The 17,674-nt window shown below is 70.0% G+C and carries 15 protein-coding genes; 13 read left to right on the forward strand and 2 right to left on the reverse strand.

Going from position 1 to position 17,674, the window contains the following annotated elements; genetic code table 11:
* Positions 1-700: 700 nt before the first annotated feature.
* From pgsA to hflX, 11 genes are all read left to right on the forward strand, one after another.
* A complete protein-coding gene (pgsA, locus tag VK923_02165) occupies positions 701-1,255 on the forward strand; it encodes a CDP-diacylglycerol--glycerol-3-phosphate 3-phosphatidyltransferase (protein ID HSJ43472.1) in 555 nt (184 codons plus the stop codon).
* Complete coding sequence (locus tag VK923_02170) at positions 1,242-2,522, forward strand: competence/damage-inducible protein A (GenBank protein ID HSJ43473.1); 1,281 nt, start codon at positions 1,242-1,244, stop codon at positions 2,520-2,522. Before pgsA ends, VK923_02170 begins: the two co-directional genes overlap by 14 nt.
* A 2-nt stretch (positions 2,523-2,524) precedes the next feature.
* Positions 2,525-3,082, forward strand: a complete 558-nt coding sequence (gene thpR / locus VK923_02175) for an RNA 2',3'-cyclic phosphodiesterase (GenBank protein HSJ43474.1) — start codon at positions 2,525-2,527, stop codon at positions 3,080-3,082.
* Between the two features lie 133 nt (positions 3,083-3,215).
* Positions 3,216-6,698 (forward strand): LAGLIDADG family homing endonuclease, encoded by a 3,483-nt coding sequence (locus VK923_02180; protein HSJ43475.1) that lies wholly within the window; start codon positions 3,216-3,218, stop codon positions 6,696-6,698.
* A 35-nt stretch (positions 6,699-6,733) separates the two neighbouring features.
* Positions 6,734-7,201, forward strand: coding sequence for a regulatory protein RecX (locus VK923_02185; GenBank protein ID HSJ43476.1), 468 nt, complete (start codon positions 6,734-6,736; stop codon positions 7,199-7,201).
* Positions 7,202-7,309: 108 nt separating this feature from the next.
* Positions 7,310-7,582 (forward strand): hypothetical protein, encoded by a 273-nt coding sequence (locus VK923_02190; GenBank protein HSJ43477.1) that lies wholly within the window; start codon positions 7,310-7,312, stop codon positions 7,580-7,582.
* Between the two features lie 21 nt (positions 7,583-7,603).
* The gene (gene miaB / locus VK923_02195; protein HSJ43478.1) at positions 7,604-9,013 is read left to right on the forward strand and encodes a tRNA (N6-isopentenyl adenosine(37)-C2)-methylthiotransferase MiaB; all 1,410 of its coding nucleotides are present in this window, start codon (positions 7,604-7,606) and stop codon (positions 9,011-9,013) included.
* A complete protein-coding gene (locus tag VK923_02200) occupies positions 9,014-9,760 on the forward strand; it encodes a hypothetical protein (protein HSJ43479.1) in 747 nt (248 codons plus the stop codon).
* On the forward strand, positions 9,757-10,743 hold the full coding sequence (gene miaA / locus VK923_02205; protein HSJ43480.1) for a tRNA (adenosine(37)-N6)-dimethylallyltransferase MiaA: 987 nt from the start codon (positions 9,757-9,759) through the stop codon (positions 10,741-10,743). The genes VK923_02200 and miaA overlap by 4 nt, the downstream gene beginning before the upstream one ends.
* The gene (gene dapF, locus VK923_02210) at positions 10,730-11,575 is read left to right on the forward strand and encodes a diaminopimelate epimerase (protein ID HSJ43481.1); all 846 of its coding nucleotides are present in this window, start codon (positions 10,730-10,732) and stop codon (positions 11,573-11,575) included. Before miaA ends, dapF begins: the two co-directional genes overlap by 14 nt.
* Positions 11,568-12,953, forward strand: coding sequence for a GTPase HflX (gene hflX, locus VK923_02215; protein HSJ43482.1), 1,386 nt, complete (start codon positions 11,568-11,570; stop codon positions 12,951-12,953). The genes dapF and hflX overlap by 8 nt, the downstream gene beginning before the upstream one ends.
* 18 nt (positions 12,954-12,971) lie before the next feature.
* On the opposite strand, the gene lexA is transcribed toward hflX, so the two are convergent.
* The gene (gene lexA, locus VK923_02220) at positions 12,972-13,610 is read right to left on the reverse strand and encodes a transcriptional repressor LexA (GenBank protein ID HSJ43483.1); all 639 of its coding nucleotides are present in this window, start codon (positions 13,608-13,610) and stop codon (positions 12,972-12,974) included.
* Positions 13,611-13,878: 268 nt separating this feature from the next.
* Between lexA and VK923_02225 the strand changes: the two genes are divergently transcribed.
* Positions 13,879-14,298 (forward strand): LysM peptidoglycan-binding domain-containing protein, encoded by a 420-nt coding sequence (locus VK923_02225; GenBank protein HSJ43484.1) that lies wholly within the window; start codon positions 13,879-13,881, stop codon positions 14,296-14,298.
* Positions 14,299-14,334: 36 nt separating this feature from the next.
* Here VK923_02225 and nrdR read toward each other — a convergent pair whose 3' ends face one another.
* Complete coding sequence (gene nrdR / locus VK923_02230; GenBank protein HSJ43485.1) at positions 14,335-14,808, reverse strand: transcriptional regulator NrdR; 474 nt, start codon at positions 14,806-14,808, stop codon at positions 14,335-14,337.
* Positions 14,809-15,324: 516 nt separating this feature from the next.
* On the opposite strand from nrdR, the gene VK923_02235 reads away from it, so the two are divergent.
* A partial coding sequence (locus VK923_02235; GenBank protein ID HSJ43486.1) for a vitamin B12-dependent ribonucleotide reductase occupies positions 15,325-17,674 on the forward strand: 2,350 nt, incomplete at its 3' end.

The following is a 17,674-nucleotide window of genomic DNA, read 5'->3' on the forward strand; positions in this document are numbered from 1 at the left end:
CGCTACCACGACCTCATCGTCGACCCGCAGCCCCGGGCAGTGCCACCCACGCCGCCGCAGACCCGCGGGCACCCACCCAGCCTCGAACGCCCTCCCGCGAACCGACCCTGGCGAAACACCTGACCTGCGCACCTCCGGCTAAATGGATACCCCCGCGATGAGTAATGGCGAGCCAAGTCGGTCAGGTGCTGCGAGACGCCCGGCACAGTCGGGGCGTCACGCTGTCCGACTTCGCGCTGGCACACGGCGTGCGGGAGACCACCTGGCGGCGCTTGAACGCGCCGAGCTCGAGGCCTGGCATCGACCCGGTCTACCTGCGGGGAATCCTCCGGACCACGCGGTATACCTCGACCTGGACGCCGCGGCACTGCTCGCCCGCTACCGCGCAGCAAGCCGGGCACGTGCGGGGGTCCGCCGCGACCGGCGGCATCATGCACCCGGGCGCGGTGATCCAGCTCACCGGGGAGGATGAGATCCAGCTGCGCATCGGGGGCGCCGAGGCCGTCGAGTTCTCGCTCAACGGTGCCTGGTACGGCAATGTCGCGAGCAATCACGACGGACCCGTCAACGTGACCTGCACCGCCGACAGCAGCTGCAAGGTCACCAAGGTCGGACGACACCGTCGCGGAGCACGGTGCCGGCGCCACCGACCGGCGGACGGAGCCGTCTGCCCGGCAGCACTGGTGGGTACGGACGTAGCGTGCCGACTTCCTCACCGCTGCGTTCGCTGAACCCCGCGAACGTCATGACCGCGTTGCGGGTGCTACTCGTGCCCGTGATCATCGTCCTGCTGCTGGCCGACACCACGACCACCGCCGTGTGGGCGCTGATCCTGTTCGTCGTCGCGTCGTTGACCGACACCGCCGATGGCTGGCTCGCGCGGCGTCGTGGCCAGGTCACCCGCTGGGGCAAGCTCGCCGACCCGGCCGCCGACAAGATCCTTGTCCTGGGCGTGCTCGCGACCCTGGTCGTGACCGGCGACGTGCCGTGGTGGGTGCTGGCCGTGATCGCGCTGCGGGAGCTGGCCGTCACCGTGCAACGCCAGGTCCTGCTTCGCCGTCAGATCGTGATGGCCGCGAGCATCTGGGGCAAGCTCAAGACGGTCTCGCAGCTGATCGCCATTGCCATGGTCATCGCGCCGTTCGTCCCTGACGGCATCGCCACAGCCGCGCTCTATGTGGCGGTCGTGCTGACGATCGGCAGCGGGCTGGATTACGCGGTGCGGGGCGCACGCCGGGCCGGTGCGGCAGCCTGAGCCCGGCGCGGGGCTGCGCGCGGACGTCATCGCGGTCGGCTCCGAGCTGCTGACGGGTGACATCGTCGACACCAACTCGGCATGGGTCGCGCAGCGCCTGAGCGGTCTGGGGATCAACGTCCGTCACGTGACCGTGGTCGGTGATGTCCTCGACGACCTCGTGGCGACGCTGCGCACGGCGGTCACCGCGGCAGATCTCGTCGTCGTGTCCGGTGGGCTGGGGCCGACGCCGGACGACCTGACGCGTTTCGCCGTGGCCGACGTCGCCGGCGTGCCACTCGAGCGCCGTGACGACCTCGTCGACGGGATCCGGAGGTTCTTCGCCGAGCTCGGCCGGCGCATGGCCGACACGAACCTCGTCCAGGCCGACCTGCCGGTGGGCGCCACGGCCATCCCGCCCGCCGGCACGGCACCCGGGTTCACGATCGAGGTCGACGGCACGCTCGTGATCGCCTTGCCAGGCGTGCCGAGCGAGCTGCACACGATGATGGACCGCAGCGTCACGCCGCTGCTGCGCCGTCGGGGTGGGCTGGCCGTGACGGTCAGCCGGACTGTCCACACCGCGGCGGTCGCGGAGTCGGACGTGGCCGAGCGCTGCGCCGACGTCGTGGACCGCGTGCACCGGGCCGGCCGGGCGCAGGTCGCCTTCCTGGCGTCGCAGGGCCGGACGCGGGTGCGCGTCTCGGCGCGGGCCAGGGACGCCGCCGCCGCCCACGCCGTCGTCGACCCGGTCGTCGCCGAGATCGTCGATCGGCTGGGACCCGCCGTCACCGGCCTGGACGACGAGGGGGTCGAGCACGCGATCGCGCGCATCCTGGGGGCGCGGGGCTGGACGCTGGCGGTGGCCGAGTCCATCACAGGTGGAGGCGTCGGCGCGCGGCTCGTCACCGTCCCCGGTGCCAGTGGGTGGTTCACCGGCGGTGTGGTGACCTACGCCACCGCGGCCAAGTCCGTGCTCGCTGCTGTGCCCGAGCGTGTGCTCGCCGAGCACGGTCCCGTCAGTGAGGAGACCGCCCGTGCGCTGGCCGTCGGCATCCGCGGCCGCCTCGACACCGACGTCGGGCTCGCCGTGGTCGGCGTGGCCGGTCCCACCACGCAGGGCGACCGCCGAGTCGGGACCGTGTGCGTCGCCGTGGCGGTACACGGGAGCGTTCACACGCGGACGGTGCACCTGCCGCCCCGATCGCGGGTCGAGAGCCAGGGCTTCGCCACGACGACCGCGCTGGAGTACCTTCGTCGTCGCCTGCGCGCCATGGACGGGAGTTGACGATGCGGCTGTTCGTCGCGCTCGACGTGCCCTCGTCCGCCCGGAGCACGCTGGCGGACGCGATCGCGCCACTGCGGGCCCGCCACCACGCCCTGCGCTGGATCTCACCGTCGACATGGCACCTCACGCTCGCGTTCCTTGGGCCGACGCCGGTCGCGCGGCGGGTGCGAGCGCAGATCGCGCTGCAGTCGGTGGCGTGGACCGCCCAGCCGTTCCAGCTGCTCCTCGACGGCCGGCTCGAGCGGTTCGGTGACCGGGTGCTGTGGGCGGGCGTGGCGTCGACCGGCGAGGGGTTGACGGAGCTGGCGACCGCGGTGCGCGAGGCGCTGGCGTCCGCAGGCGTGCCGACCGAGGACCGCCCATTCCGGGCGCATCTCACGGTCGCCCGCGCCCGCCGTGACCAGAAGGTGCCGCGCGTGTCCACGCCGTTGGCGCTGCCGTCGCACCCGGTGCGGTGGACCGTGAGCCGGATGGCGTTGATGGCGTCGCAGCAGGACTGTGGCGGCAGCCGGTACCGGGCGGTCGCGACCTGGCCGCTGCGTGGCGAACCACCTGCGTGACATCCGAACACCCGTTCGTCTAAGATCTCGTCCACAGCGATCCGGAGATGCCCACGGCGGGCGGCCGCCGCATGCTCTACCGTGATCCGCATCAGATCTCAGACATGACGTCACCCGCCGCGAAGGAGCACCTGTGGAGCGCGACAAGGCGCTGGACATGGCCCTGGGCCAGATCGAGAAGCAGTTCGGCAAGGGCGCCATCATGCGGATGGGCGACGACACGCAGGTCGAGGTCGCAGCAATCCCTACGGGCGCGCTGAGCCTCGACATCGCGCTCGGCGTCGGCGGCCTGCCCCGGGGCCGCGTCGTCGAGATCTACGGACCTGAGAGCTCGGGGAAGTGCCTCACTGCGGACACTGCCATCTGGACCGATGGCGGGCTGGAGACCATCGCCGAGCTGTTCGAGCGCTGCGGACAGCCCGTGTCGTGCACGTCGCGTGTGACGGACATCTCCGATCTCGGGGTGCGGGTCGTCAATGAGCGCGGCGAGCTGGAACAGGTGACGGCGCTGACGCACAACGACCGCCATCCCGTGCTGCGTGTCCGGCTGCGTTCGGGCCGCACGGTGTCGGCCACCGAGAACCACCCCCTCCGCGTCATCAACGAGCGGGGGTTCATCGTGTGGCGGACCGCCGGCGCGCTCGCCGTCGGCGATCACGTCGTGTCGGCGGCATTCGGCGCCGCCGAAGCGGCGGAGGGCGACGGGCTCACCGAGGACGAGGCCGTGCTCCTCGGCTATCTGGTCGCCGAGGGCAGCCTCTCGAGCCGGTCGGCGATCCGGTTCACGAACACCGACATCGAGGTGGGAGCCGAGTTCAGCGCACTCGTCCGCCGCCTGTTTGACCGCGAGACCCGCTGCTACGACCAGAAGCAGTACGCGGTCCACGACACGGCGCTGCGGGCCGAGGTCGCGGAGCGGTACGGTCTGACCTACGTGATCGCTGCGGGAAAAACCGTGCCGCCCTGCGTGCGCACCAGTGGCCACAAGGCGCAGCGTGCGTTCCTGTCCGCGCTGTTCGAGGGCGATGGCTGGATCGACGCCAGTTCGACTGTCGGACTGGATACCGCATCGGAGGCGCTCGCCCGGCAGGTGCATTTACTGCTGTACGGCTTCGGCATCCCCTCGACGGTGTCATCGTCATTCAACACGACCTATGAGCGCGACCACTGGAGGGTGACCATCAACCCCAGCGTTGCGCACCGGTTCCTCGACGAGATCGGGTTCCGCTCCGCCCGTCGCGATGCCCAGGTCGCGGCGAACTTCCGTCGGTCACCCCGGGACGCGCAGTCCGAAAACTTGCTCGCGGCCGCTCCGCAGGCTCTGCTCCGCTCGCAACGGCCCGGGGAGCCTGACGGCCCGGAGGGCATCCCGAACATCGCGGGGCTGATCCGCGATCTCCGGGACGACCTCGGCGGGGACCGAGCGTTCGACCGATGTGCTGGCGACCTCTTCCACTCCGACATGAACCTGGCCTGCTCGCGTCAGCGACTCGGGCGGATCATCGACTGGGCCGATTCGCGCTCGGAATCGTGGACGCCCACGAGTCGGGCGATCGTCGGGTACCTACGTCACCTGCTGTCGCTCCGGTACACGTTCGAGCGCGTCGACGCCATCGAGGACGGTGGCGTCCAGCCGACCTTCGACATCGTGCTTCCGGAGACGCACAGCTTCATCGCGAACGGGATGCTGTCGCACAACACGACGGTCGCGCTCCACGCGATCGCCGAGGCGCAGCGGGACGGCGGCATCGCCGCGTTCATCGACGCTGAGCACGCGCTGGACCCCAGGTACGCCGCGGCGCTGGGCGTCGACATCGAGTCGCTGCTGGTCTCCCAGCCCGACACCGGGGAGCAGGCGCTCGAGATCACCGACATGCTCGTGCGCTCCGGCGCGGTCGACATCGTGGTCGTCGACTCGGTCGCGGCGCTGACACCCCGCGCCGAGATCGAAGGCGAGATGGGCGACAGCCACGTCGGTCTGCAGGCCCGCCTGATGAGCCAGGCGCTGCGTAAGCTCGCCGGCACCCTGTCGAAGTCCAATACATGCGCGATCTTCATCAACCAGATCCGCGAGAAGATCGGTGTGATGTTCGGATGCTTCTCGTCCTCCACCCGTGTCACCCTCGCCGATGGCACCCAGGAGAAGATCGGCAGGATCGTGTCACAGCGGCTCCCGGTCGAGGTGCTGTCCTACGACCCCGCCCTGGACCGCGTCGTGCCGAGGAGGGTGACGAACTGGTTTGACAACGGACCGACGACGGACTTCTGCACGATCGTCGTGGCGCGCGCGACCGGCAACGGCAGGTCGCAGTTCTCGTGCACGCCGAACCACCTGGTGCGCACTCCCGGCGGTTGGTGCGAGGCCGGAGACCTGAAGGTCGGTGACCGGGTCCTGCAGTCGGTCGATCAGCGGCTGTCGGACATGCAGTGGGAGGTCGTGCTCGGTGGCCTGCTCGGAGCCAGCGCGCTGTCACCGACACGCAGCGGCTTCGGCGCGGGGCTGCGGTGGGGGCACGATGCCACGCAGACCGAGTACGCGGACTGGAAGGCGACCCTGTTCGACAACATCGGGACCAGCCGATCGACGAACGTCAACGGAACAGTGTTCCATGACATGCGGCCGCACCACGAGCTGGCGGAGCTACGCGACGCCGTCCACATCGGTGACCGGAAGGTCGTCAGCCACGACTACCTCAAGCGGGTGACGCCGTTGGCGCTAGCGATCTGGTACGCCGATGACGGGACGTTCACACTGCGGTCCAAGGGGCTGCAGGAGCGGACACGTGGGGGCTCCGGACGATCGGAGATCTGCGTCGAGGCACTCGAGCCAACGTCGCGCGTCCGGCTGCAGGAGCACCTGCGTGACGAGTACGGCATCGAGGCGAGGCTCGTCACGACCGCCCGCAACGCGCTCATGCGCTTCTCGACGCCTGAGACCGCCAAGCTGCACCGCCTGATCGCACCGTACGTCCACCCGTCGATGGACTACAAGCTGCTGCCCTCCGAGCGCGGCAGGTTTGACGTGACGCCCGTGTTTGACGAACCCCGATCCACGCTGGCGCCGATGCCGGTGATCGACATCCGGCAGAGGCCGTTGCCGGCCGACCGGGTGCCACACCGCTACGACATCGAGGTCGACGGCACGCACAACTACTTCGTCGACGGGGTGATGGTGCACAACTCACCCGAGACACAGCCGGGTGGGCGGGCGCTGAAGTTCTACTCGTCGGTGCGGCTGGACGTGCGGCGAATCGAGTCGCTCAAGGACGGCACAGACTTCGTCGGCAACCGGGTGCGGGTCAAGGTCGTCAAGAACAAGGTGGCGCCGCCGTTCCGCCAGGCCGAGTTCGACATCCTGTTCGGAGAGGGCATCTCGCAGGAGGGCTCGATCCTCGACGTTGGCGTCGACGCCGGGTTCATCCGCAAGGCAGGAGCCTGGTACACCTACGACGGCGAGCAGCTCGGCCAGGGACGCGAGAACGCCCGCAACTTCCTGCGCGAACACGATGACGTCGCAGCCGAGATCTACAAGAAGGTCACGGAGCACCTGGGCCTGACACCGAGCGAGACCGACGGCGGTGACTCCGACGAGGGTGACCCCGACGGCATCCTGTGACCTCACCGGCGGCTGCCGACGGCCACGAGGCCATCGTGGCGGCGGTCGCTTTCGTGCTGCGGGCCACCCGAGCGTGGCCCCAGACCGCGGCCGAGCTGCGGGCCAAGCTGTCCGGTCGGGGCCACGAGGCGACGGTCATCGATGCGGCGCTCACACGCGGGGCCGAGCTCGGCGCGGTCGACGACGCAGCGTTCGCCCGTGCCTGGGTCGCCGACCGTGGCATGATCCGCGGCTACTCGGTCGCACGCCTGCGTCAGGAGCTGCGACGGCGTCAGGTGCCCCAACCGCTGATCGACGACGCACTCGCCCAGCTCGAAGATCGCGACGACATCGCCGTCGCCACTGAGCTCGCCAGGACGCGGGCTCAGCGGCTGCCCGCGACGCTGGCGCCGGAGGCGGTCGCACGTCGCCTGCTTGGCTTCCTCGCGCGGCGCGGCTACCCAGAGGCACTCGCGCGACGCGTCGCAATCGACGTCAGCGGGCTCGACCGGCAGTGGGACTGAGCGCGACGACGGCGCAGCGCCCACCCGCGGACCGCAGACAGGGTCTACGATAACCCGTGACGGGCCGGCGCCGCCGGTCGCGCATGACGGATGGGCCGGAGACCAACGGTGAGCGTCGTACAGGTGTGGTTGTTGATCGGTGTGCCCGTGCTCCTCGGCGCCGTCGCGCTATACACGGCGCGGTCGCCTGCGCTCAGTGCTCTCGGCGTGCTGCTCACCCTCGCCGCTGCCGTCGGAGTGACCGCCGTGGACCGGGCCTCCGGCGCGGTGCTCGGGGTCCTGGCGGTCCTCCTCTATGCCGCCGGCTCGGCGGGGCGTGCGGCCGTCGTCGGCGACGACCCCGTCCGCGGGCGAGGCCAGGGCGACGCGACGTCGGCCTGACGGGCGCTATCGTTGGCCGCTGTGAGCACGCGAACCTACTTCATCCGCACGTACGGCTGCCAGATGAACGAGCACGACTCGGAGCGGGCGGCCGGGGTACTGGAGACGATGGGCTACCGTCCAGCGTCCGACCTCGAGTCGGCGGACCTGGTGCTGTTCAACACGTGTGCGATCCGTGAGAACGCCGATCAGAAGCTGTACGGCCACCTGTCGCAGCTCAAGCCGCTGAAGCTGGCTGATCCCGACCGGCAGGTCGTCGTCGGCGGGTGCCTCGCACAGAAGGACCAGGACGTCATCGCGCAGAAGGCGCCCTGGATCGACGTGGTCTACGGCACCCACAACCTCGCCAACCTGCCCGCCCTGCTTCGGCAGGCCGACTCGGCTGCCCTGCCGGTCGTGGAGATCATCGAGCAGACCGAGGCGTTCCCCTCCGCGCTGCCCGCCCGACGCGAGGTCGTCCACCACGCTTGGGTGTCCATCTCGATCGGCTGTGACAACACCTGCGCCTTCTGCATCGTGCCGTCGCTGCGCGGTCCCGAGAAGTCACGCCGGATGGGTGACATCCTCGCCGAGGTCCGCGGCCTGGTCGTCGACGGTGTCCGCGAGGTGACGTTGCTGGGCCAGAACGTCAATTCGTACGGCCGTGACCTCGTGCGCAGCGGCGAGGTGGCATCGCCGGGTCCGCGCAACCGGACCCTGTTCGCCGTGCTGTTGCACGCCTTGGGTGACCTCGACGGCCTTGAGCGCATCCGCTTCACGAGCCCCCACCCGAAGGACTTCACGTCCGACGTGTTCACGGCGATGCGCGACATCCCCAGCGTCTGCGAGCACCTGCACCTGCCACTGCAGTCTGGCAGCAACGCCGTGCTCCGCCGGATGCAGCGGTCCTACCGGGCCCGCCGGTTCCTCGACCTGGTCGAGGAGGCGCGCGAAACCATCCCCGGCGTGGCGATCTCGACCGACATCATCGTCGGCTTCCCCGGTGAGACCGAGGGGGATTTCGAGCAGACGTTGGACGTCACGCGTGCTGCGGCGTTCGACTCGGCGTTCACGTTCGAGTACTCCCGTAGGCCGGGGACCACGGCCGTCAACCTCGAGGGCCATCTCGATCCGTCCGTCGTGAACGCACGGTATCGACGGCTCGCGCAGCTGACGCGTGAGCTCGCCGCAGCGTCGAACGACCGGCAGGTCGGCACGGTCCAGCAGTTGCTCATCGAAGGGCCGTCCAAGACCGACGCCGCCCGTTGGTCGGGTCGCACCCGCACCAACCGACTCGTGCACGTCGATGCCCATCCTGACGCCGTCGCCGGCGCGCTCGTGCGCGCCGAGCTCACCTCGGCGGCACCGTTCTACCTCTTGGGTGCCGTCACCGACGCCCCGCTCGACCGCCCGGTCGGCACGCCGCCGCCGTCGTCGCGCGTCACGGCCTAGGTGGCCGACCGGCCGCTGCTCGGAGCGGCGAGCATCCCGAGCGCCCCACTGCTGGTGGACGGTGTGGGCGGGGGAGCGGGACCGGCGGTTGAGCGGCTGCGCACCACGGTCAGACGCGTCGTCACGCGCCTGCCGGTGGCCGACGTGATGGTCCTGGTGGCGGCCGGCCAGGCTGCCCTGCACGACACCGCGGCGATCGACCTGCGGGGCATCGGCCAGCCGCATATCACCCGGAGGCTGCACGCGTGCCCACCGGCGATCGCCGCGCTGTCGAGGATCACGCAGTACCCGCGGGTCCGCCGGCCACGACTGCCGGTCGACGTCGCCGTCCTGGCGCTGCTGGTCGACCGCGACGTGCCGGTGGTGCCGCTCGAGGTGCCATCGTCGGCTGAATTCCCGGTGCTGGCGGCGCTGGGGACAAGTGTCGTCCAGGCGCTCGAGGAGGCGGGGCTGACCGGCACGCTCGTGGCCGCCGGCGACCTGTCCGCGGGGCTGCACGACGGGTCGCCCCTCGCGGCGAGACCGAACGCAGCGGACTGGGACGAGCGCGTGGTGGACCTGTTCGCACACGGGAGGTCCGCCGGACTGGCCGATCTCGGTCCCGAGACGGCCGACGCGGTCGGCGCCCGCAGTTGGGCGCCACTGTGCGTGCTGCACGGCGCGGCGGCAGCGGCGTCACTCGACCTGGCGGTCCGCAGCTACAGCGCCCCTCGAGGCGTCGGCTACCTCGTGCTGAGCTCGACGTGACCGCGCAGGGGCTTGTGACGGCGATCGTGGGTCCGACCGCGTCCGGCAAGTCCCAGGTCGCCGCCGCCGCGGCGGCGAATCTCGGCGCCGAGATCGTTGCCGTGGACGCGTTCACCATCTACCGGGGCATGGACATCGGCACTGACAAGCCGGTGGCAGGTGCGATCCGACATCACATGGTCGATGTGCTCGATCCCTCGCAGGAGTGCACCGCCAAGTGGTTCCAGCAGCGCGCACGTGCCGCGATCTCCGAGGTGTTGGCTCGTGGGAGGCGTGCGCTGCTGGTCGGCGGCTCGGGCCTGTACTTCCGGGCCGTGGTCGATCCCCTCGAGTTCCCGCCGACCGATCCGCGGGTGCGGCGTGCGATCGAGGAGCGCTACCCGGACGCGTCCAGCGCACACGCCGCCTTGCGGGCCGTCGATCCGTACGGTGCCGAACGGCTCGATCTCGCCAACCGCCGCCGTGCGATCCGGGCGCTGGAGGTCCACGAGCTGACCGGCCGTCCGTTCTCGGCGTTCCAGGTCGCCTGGGACCGCCACGAGTCGATCTACCCGGACCTGCAGGTCATCGGCCTCGAGGTCGACCGCGCGGTGCTGTCGGACCGCATCACCCGCCGCGTGGACGCGATGCTGGCAGCGGGATGGCTCGACGAGGCTGCGCGGTTGCGGTCACGCGGCCTGTCGCGCACAGCGGCCGCCGCGATCGGCTACGCCGAGCTGTGGGCGCACCTCGACGGCGCGTGCCCGCTCGATGAGGCACGCGAGCGGATCATCGCGCGCACCCGCCGGTACGCCGTCCGCCAGCTGCGCTGGTTCGCTGCGGACCCACGGGTAACCTGGATGGATCCCACCGCCGCCGCGGCCGAGCTGCTCGGTCGGGACGTGCGCCGTCCGCTGGCGCCGACATGCGCGCCGCGGACCAGGGATCGTCGGGGTGCGGATCGACGGGAACACGACGAGGATGGCACTGATGCACGTCACTAAGGTTCATGGCTGCGGGAACGACTTCGTGGTCATCGCCGACCTCGACGATTTGATCGACGTCGGCCCCGGACTCGTGCGTGCCCTGTGCGACCGGCACCGCGGCATCGGCGGCGACGGGGTCATCCGTCTGGCGCCGCCACGGGACGACGGGTCCGACGTGTTCATGGACTACCGCAACGCCGACGGCGGGATCGTCGAGATGTGCGGCAATGGCGTGCGCTGCGTCGCGACCTACCTGCTCAACCGCGATCCGCGGGCCTGCGACGTCGTGCGAGTCGGCTCCCGTGCGGGCGTCAGGGACGTGGTCGTGACCGGGCGCGACGAGGCGGGCCGCGTCGTCGAGACACGGGTTGACATGGGTGCGCCCGTGGCGACGGGCGATGTGCTGCTGCGGGTGCCGACGCCCGACGGCAACGACGTCACCACGGTGCGCGCGACCACGGTGTCGGTGGGCAACCCCCACGCGGTCGTCGAGGTCGACGACGTCGACAAGGCGCCGGTGGCGGACTGGGGTCGCCGCATCGAACGGGATCCGATGTTCGAGCATGGGACGAACGTCGAGTTCATCACGGTGCCAGACACCGACGTGGTGCGCGGTCGCATCTGGGAACGCGGTGTCGGCGAGACGCTGGCCTCCGGTACCGGTGCGTCGGCCATGGCGGTCGCGGCACACCTGTTGGGCCGGACCGGTCGTCGCGTTCGCGTGGAGGTCCCCGGCGGCGTCCTGTTCGCCGACTGGACATCCGACACGCTGCACATCCGGGGACCGGCCGTCGAGGTGTTCGACGCCGACCTGGACGACGAGTGGCTACGAGCGGTCGACCATGAGTGACGCCGGACCGACCCGCGACGATCTGTCACGGGCCTCGCAGCGCCGCGCGCAGGCCGAGCGCCTCGGTGACGAGGCGCCACGCGAGGGCGTCGACATCATCCGCCCTGTTGAGCGGGCGATCCTCGTGGCAGCGCACCTCGACAGCGAGACCCACGCCGACGTCGTGTCCTCGCTCGACGAGCTCGAGCAGCTGGTCGACACGGCCGGGGGTGTCGTGGCGGAACGCGTCGTCCAGCGCCGCCACCGCCCCGATCCGGCCACCTTCATCGGCAGCGGCAAGGTCGAGGAGCTGCGTGACCGGGTGCGCGAGACGGCGGTCGACGCGGTGATCCTCGACCACGAGCTGACGCCTGCCCAGCAGCGCAATCTGGAGGAGGCGCTGGGGGTCAAAGTGCTCGACCGCACGATTGTAATCCTCGACATCTTCGCCCAGCACGCGGCGTCCCGGGTGGGCAAGCTGCAGGTGGAGCTGGCCCAGCTGACCTACCTGCTGTCTCGCCTCCGCGGCTGGGGGCAGGCGCTTTCGCGGCAGGCGGGTGGCATCGGCACTCGCGGACCGGGGGAGTCCCAGCTGGAGGTCGACCGCCGCCGGATCGCCCGGCGGATCACCAAGCTCCGTGATGAGCTCGAGCGTGCCCGCAGGGCACGGACGCTCACGTCGCGACGTCGCGAGCGCAACCATGTGCCCGTCGTCGCGCTCGTCGGCTATACGAACGCCGGCAAGTCGACCCTGCTCAACCGCCTGACCGGCGCAACGGTCGGTGTCGCCGATCAGCTGTTCGCCACGCTCGACGTCACTGCACGGCGCCTCGAGCTGGGTGACGGACGGATCGCCGTCGCGACCGATACCGTCGGGTTCATCCAGAACCTGCCCACGCAGCTGGTCGAGGCGTTCAAGTCGACCCTCGAGCAGACGACCGATGCGGAGCTGCTCGTGCACGTGTGCGACGCGAGCCACCCGCGCGTGGCCGAGCAGATCGCAGCGGTCGACGCGGTGCTCGACGAGATCGGTGCCGGGGACCTCCCGCGTGTGCTGGTGCTCAACAAGATCGACGTGACCGACGGCCCGACGATGCGCCAGCTGCAGCGTGGCCACCGTGACGCCGTCGCGGTGTCGGCAATCACGGGCGAGGGCATCGACGAGCTGGTGGCAGCCATCACGAGCAGGCTCGCATCACCCCGGCGGCTCGTCGAGGCGCTCGTGCCCTACGAGCACGCTGAGCTCGTGGCGCTGGCACACCGAGACGGCACGGTGCTCAAGGAGGAGCACCGCACGGACGGGACCTATGTTGTGGCGCAGCTCGCCCGGAGCGCCGCGGCGTCGCTCGAACCGTTCACCGTGGTCGACGGCTGGGCGGTGGACGACACCGATGCCTGAAACCGCCCACGGCCGCGGCTAGAGGCTGCGGAGCACGGCGACCACACGCCCCAGGATGGACGCCTGCTCGTCGGACGGCACCGGGATCGGTTCATACCCGTCGTTGGCCGGGTCGAGGAAGAGCTCGCCGCTGCGCGTGCGGCGGAAGAACTTGACCGTCGCCTCGCCGTCGATCATGGCGGCGCACATCTCGCCCTGCTCGACGGTCGGCTGCTGGCGGACGACCACGAAGTCCCCCGGGAGCACGCCGGCGAGCAACATCGACTCCCCACGGACGCGGAGCATGAACAGCGTGCCCTCGCCGACGAGGTCGCGGGGCAGCTGGTAGAGCTCTTCGACGCGTTCGTCGGCCAGGATCGGAGCGCCGGCGGCGATCTCGCCGACGAGTGGCACGGCGCGCACGCTGGCGGGGGTCCGCGCGAGCTCGCTGTCGGGATCGAAGCGGACCTCGATCGCCCTGGGCCGCGACGGGTCGCGCCGCAGGTAGCCGAGCCGCTCGAGCGAGGCGAGTTGGGCGTGGACGCTCGACGTGGACCGCAGTCCGACGGCCTCGCCGATCTCGCGCACGCTGGGCGGGTAGCCACGCTGCTCGACGGTCTGGCGGATCATGTCGAGGATCTGCTGCTGGCGCGAGGTCAGATCGTTGCTGCCGGTCATGCGTTCTTCTCCTTGGCGTGCTGTGGCATCGCCGTGACGCAGCGAGGCGAGTTGGCAGCACGGTAGCGATTCGGCACGAGAAAGGCAAACACCTGTTCGCTTTGTGACCTTGCGCGCCGTCGGCCGGAGGACAGGCCGGGCTTCGAACGTCTGTGCGATCGGGGGTTGACGGCGAACGCATGTTCGGCCATGCTGAGCGTCTGATCGAACAGAGGTTCGCCCGACCGGCGTCGTGGTGGGTTCACGACATGAGGCCCCGGAGGTTGTCATGGCAGTCGCACACCGCGATCTGGAGCGGGAGCACGTCCACCGCCGACCGGCCCTGCGCGTCGTGCCGCCACAGCCAGCACCTCCAGGGATCCCGCCGACCGTCTTCTGGCTCCGTCGCGCACTCGTCGTCGCGCTCGCCGTCGTGCTGGTGCTCGGCATCGTCGGCGTCGTCCGTGCGGCGACGTCCGATGCTCCCGCCGAACAGATCGACATGACGGTGATCGTCCCCGCCGGCGGGACGCTGTGGGATCTCGCCGAACGCTATGCGCCGGCCGGTGCCGACCGCTCCACCTGGGTTGCCGCCGTCGCGGACCGCAACGACGTCGACCCTGGCGCCATCCAGCCGGGCATGGCGATCACGGTGCCGGTCGAGGCGCAACACGTCACGGCGTCGCCGCTGGTGCCGTCCGGTCGCTGACCGGCCGGCCGGTGCCGTCGACCGCTACCAGGCAGGTCAGGGACCTGTGCTCGGCTCCGCACCCTGTTCGAGCGTGGCGAGTTCCCTGGCGAAGTCCTCGGGCGTCGTGAAGCCCTTGTAGACGCTGGCGAAGCGCACGTAGGCGACCTGGTGGATGTCACGCAGCACGTCCAGCACTGCACGTCCGATCTCCTCGCTGGAGACGGTCCGCCGACCCGAGCGGCGCAGCTGGGCCTCGACCCTCGCTGCGCTGGTGCGTAGGGTGTCGCCTTCGAGGTCCAGGTTCGCCAGGGCGCGCGCCATGCCCAGGTGCAGCTTGTCGCGGTGGAAGGGCTCGATCGTCCCGCGGCGCTTGCGGACGGCGAGTGGTTCGTGGATCGGTCGCTCGAGCGTCGTGAACCGCTGATGACACGCACGGCACTCACGCCGTCGCCTGATGGACTGGCCGCCCTCGACGGGACGGCTGTCGATCACGCGGTCCTCATCTGCGGCGCAGTACGGACAACGCACGGATTGCCTCCCAGGTTCCTGGGACGAAATCTACACCGGCGCGCAGATCGGTGGGGCGGCGTCGGTGCGCGCCTGTCGGACGACCCGCATGCGCGTCGACGGGGCGGCCTGCGCGAGGTCCGCGAAGGACGTTGCGGAATCCGGCTCGCAACGTTTTCCACGGTCGGATCACAGCCGGGGTCAGGTTGTCCTCGCTGTGTCCACGGTGTTCGGGCGATCTCCACAGCGCGCCGCTGAGTTGTGCACAGCGGCATCCACAACCAGCGACGTCGGCCACAACATGTCGTGGGTCGGCCCGATGATGATCGTCCACAACGCCGCGGCGACGGCTGGACGTCGGCGCGGTAGGGTGCGCAGTGACAGCAAGCACTGCACCGGGACCACAACATGTAGTGGTCATAATCGCGCGTAGGGCCTGCATCTAGCGGTTCCTTGCAGCAGACCCTTGACCTGGGCACGCGGAGGCGGCAAGTTACACGTCTGAAGTTTCACGCCGGGGATCCACAGGAGCACTTGATGACCACCACTCGTCACGCCCTCGAGGCAGCTACCGTTGCCGACGCTGACGCGCGTCGGGGCCTGCACGTCGAGCCGCACTTCACGGCTGACGGCGTCCACCCCTACGAGCAGGTGGCGTGGGAGACCCGGGACGCGGTGATCACCGACTTCCGCACCGGCGACGTCGCCTTCGAGCAGCGCGACGTCGAGTTCCCGTCGACCTGGTCGATGAACGCCACGACGATCGTCGCGCAGAAGTACTTCCGCGGCACGCTCGGCACGCCCGAGCGCGAGCGCAGCGTCAAGCACATGATCGATCGCGTGGCCGACACGATCGCCGGGTGGGGTCGCACGGACGGCTACTTCGCCGACGATGACTCGGCTGACACGTTCAGCCTCGAGCTCAAGTACCTGCTGGTGCACCAGAAAGCGGCCTTCAACTCGCCGGTGTGGTTCAACGTCGGCGCCGAAGAGCACCCGCAGTGCTCCGCCTGCTTCATCCTGGCCGTCGAGGACACGATGTCATCCATCCTCAACTGGTACGTCGAGGAGGGGACCATCTTCAAGGGCGGCTCGGGGGCGGGCATCAACCTGAGCTCGATCCGCTCGTCCAAGGAGATCCTCAAGGGCGGTGGCGAGGCCTCGGGCCCGGTGTCGTTCATGCGCGGTGCCGACGCGTCCGCCGGCACGATCAAGTCGGGTGGCAAGACCCGTCGCGCGGCCAAGATGGTGATCCTCAACGTCGACCACCCCGACATCGAGGAGTTCATCTGGACCAAGGCGCGCGAGGAGAAGAAGGTCCGCGTGCTGCGTGAGGCCGGCTTCGACATGGACCTCGACGGTGAGGACTACGCCTCGATCCAGTACCAGAACGCGAACAACTCGGTGCGGGTGACCGATGAGTTCATGGAGGCCTACGAGCGCGGCACCACCTACCCGGTCCGCGCCGTCACCACCGGCGAGGTGCTCGAGGACAAGGACGCCCGTGACGTCATGCGGCAGATCTCCCAGGCGGCCTGGGAGTGCGCCGACCCGGGCCTGCAGTACGACACCACCATCAACGACTGGCACACCTCGCCCGAGCACGGCCGCATCAACGGCTCGAACCCGTGCTCGGAGTACATGCACCTCGACAACTCGGCCTGCAACCTCGCGTCGCTGAACCTCAAGAAGTTCTACGACTACGACGCCGGCCGGTTCGACGTCGAGGCGTTCAAGCGCGCCGTCGAGGTGATCTTCACCGCCCAGGAGATCGTCGTCGGGTTCTCCTCCTACCCGACCGAGGGGATCCGGAAGAACGCGCTGGCGTTCCGCGAGCTCGGCCTCGGGTACGCGAACCTCGGTGGCCTGCTGATGAGCATCGGCCTGCCCTACGACTCCGACGAGGGTCGGGCGTGGGCCGGCGCGATCACGGCCCTGATGACCGGGCACGCCTACCGGACCTCCGCCGAGCTCGCGAAGGTCAAGGGCGCCCACGACGGCTACGCCAAGAACGAGTCCGCGATGCTGCGGGTCATCGGCAAGCACCGCGCCGCGGTCGACGAGATCGACCCGCGTCCGGTCGCGCCGGACCTGCTCGACGCCGCCCGCACCGCGTGGGACGAGGCGCTGTCGATCGGTACCGACCACGGCTACCGCAACGCTCAGGCCTCCGTCCTGGCGCCGACCGGCACCATCGGTCTGATGATGGACTGCGACACCACCGGCATCGAGCCGGACCTGGGTCTGGTCAAGATGAAGAAGATGGTCGGTGGCGCGTCCATCGCCATCGTCAACCAGACCGTGCCGCAGGCGCTGCGCCACCTCGGCTACGCCGAGGAGCAGGTCGAGGCGATCGTCGCCTACATCGACGAGAACAAGACCCTCCACGGTGCGCCGGCGCTCCGCCCCGAGCACACCAAGGTGTTCCAGTGCGCCATGGGTGACGACTCGATCCACTACATGGGGCACGTCAAGATGATGGCGGCCGCGCAGCCGTTCATCTCGGGCGCGATCTCCAAGACCGTGAACCTCCCCGAGGAGGCCACGGTCGAGGACGTCGAGCAGCTGCACGTCGACGCGTGGAAGATGGGCATCAAGGCCATCGCGATCTACCGCGACAACTGCAAGGTGGCCCAGCCCCTCTCGGTCTCGAAGAAGGACAAGACACCGGCCGAGATCGCGGCCCAGGTCGCCGAGGCGCACGTGCCGATGCGGCGCAAGCTGCCGAAGACCCGCCCGTCGCAGACGATCTCCTTCGCGGTCGGTGACGCCAAGGGCTACATCACGGCCGGGGAGTACCCCGGTGACGGCCTCGGGGAGATCTTCGTCAAGCTCGGCAAGCAGGGCTCGACGCTGTCGGGGCTGCTGGACGCGTTCGCGATCTCGG

The organism is Euzebyales bacterium (assembly GCA_035461305.1).
In the GTDB taxonomy this organism is placed as follows: Bacteria; Actinomycetota; Nitriliruptoria; order Euzebyales; family JAHELV01; genus JAHELV01.

Excerpts from the sequence above, each read along its gene's own strand:
- hflX (HSJ43482.1), top strand. The coding sequence starts at position 11,568 with ATGAGTGACGCCGGACCGACCCGCGACGATCTGTCACGGGCCTCGCAG.
- lexA (HSJ43483.1), bottom strand. The coding sequence starts at position 13,610 with ATGACCGGCAGCAACGATCTGACCTCGCGCCAGCAGCAGATCCTCGAC.
- VK923_02225 (HSJ43484.1), top strand. The coding sequence starts at position 13,879 with ATGGCAGTCGCACACCGCGATCTGGAGCGGGAGCACGTCCACCGCCGA.
- thpR (HSJ43474.1), top strand. The coding sequence starts at position 2,525 with ATGCGGCTGTTCGTCGCGCTCGACGTGCCCTCGTCCGCCCGGAGCACG.
- dapF (HSJ43481.1), top strand. The coding sequence starts at position 10,730 with ATGCACGTCACTAAGGTTCATGGCTGCGGGAACGACTTCGTGGTCATC.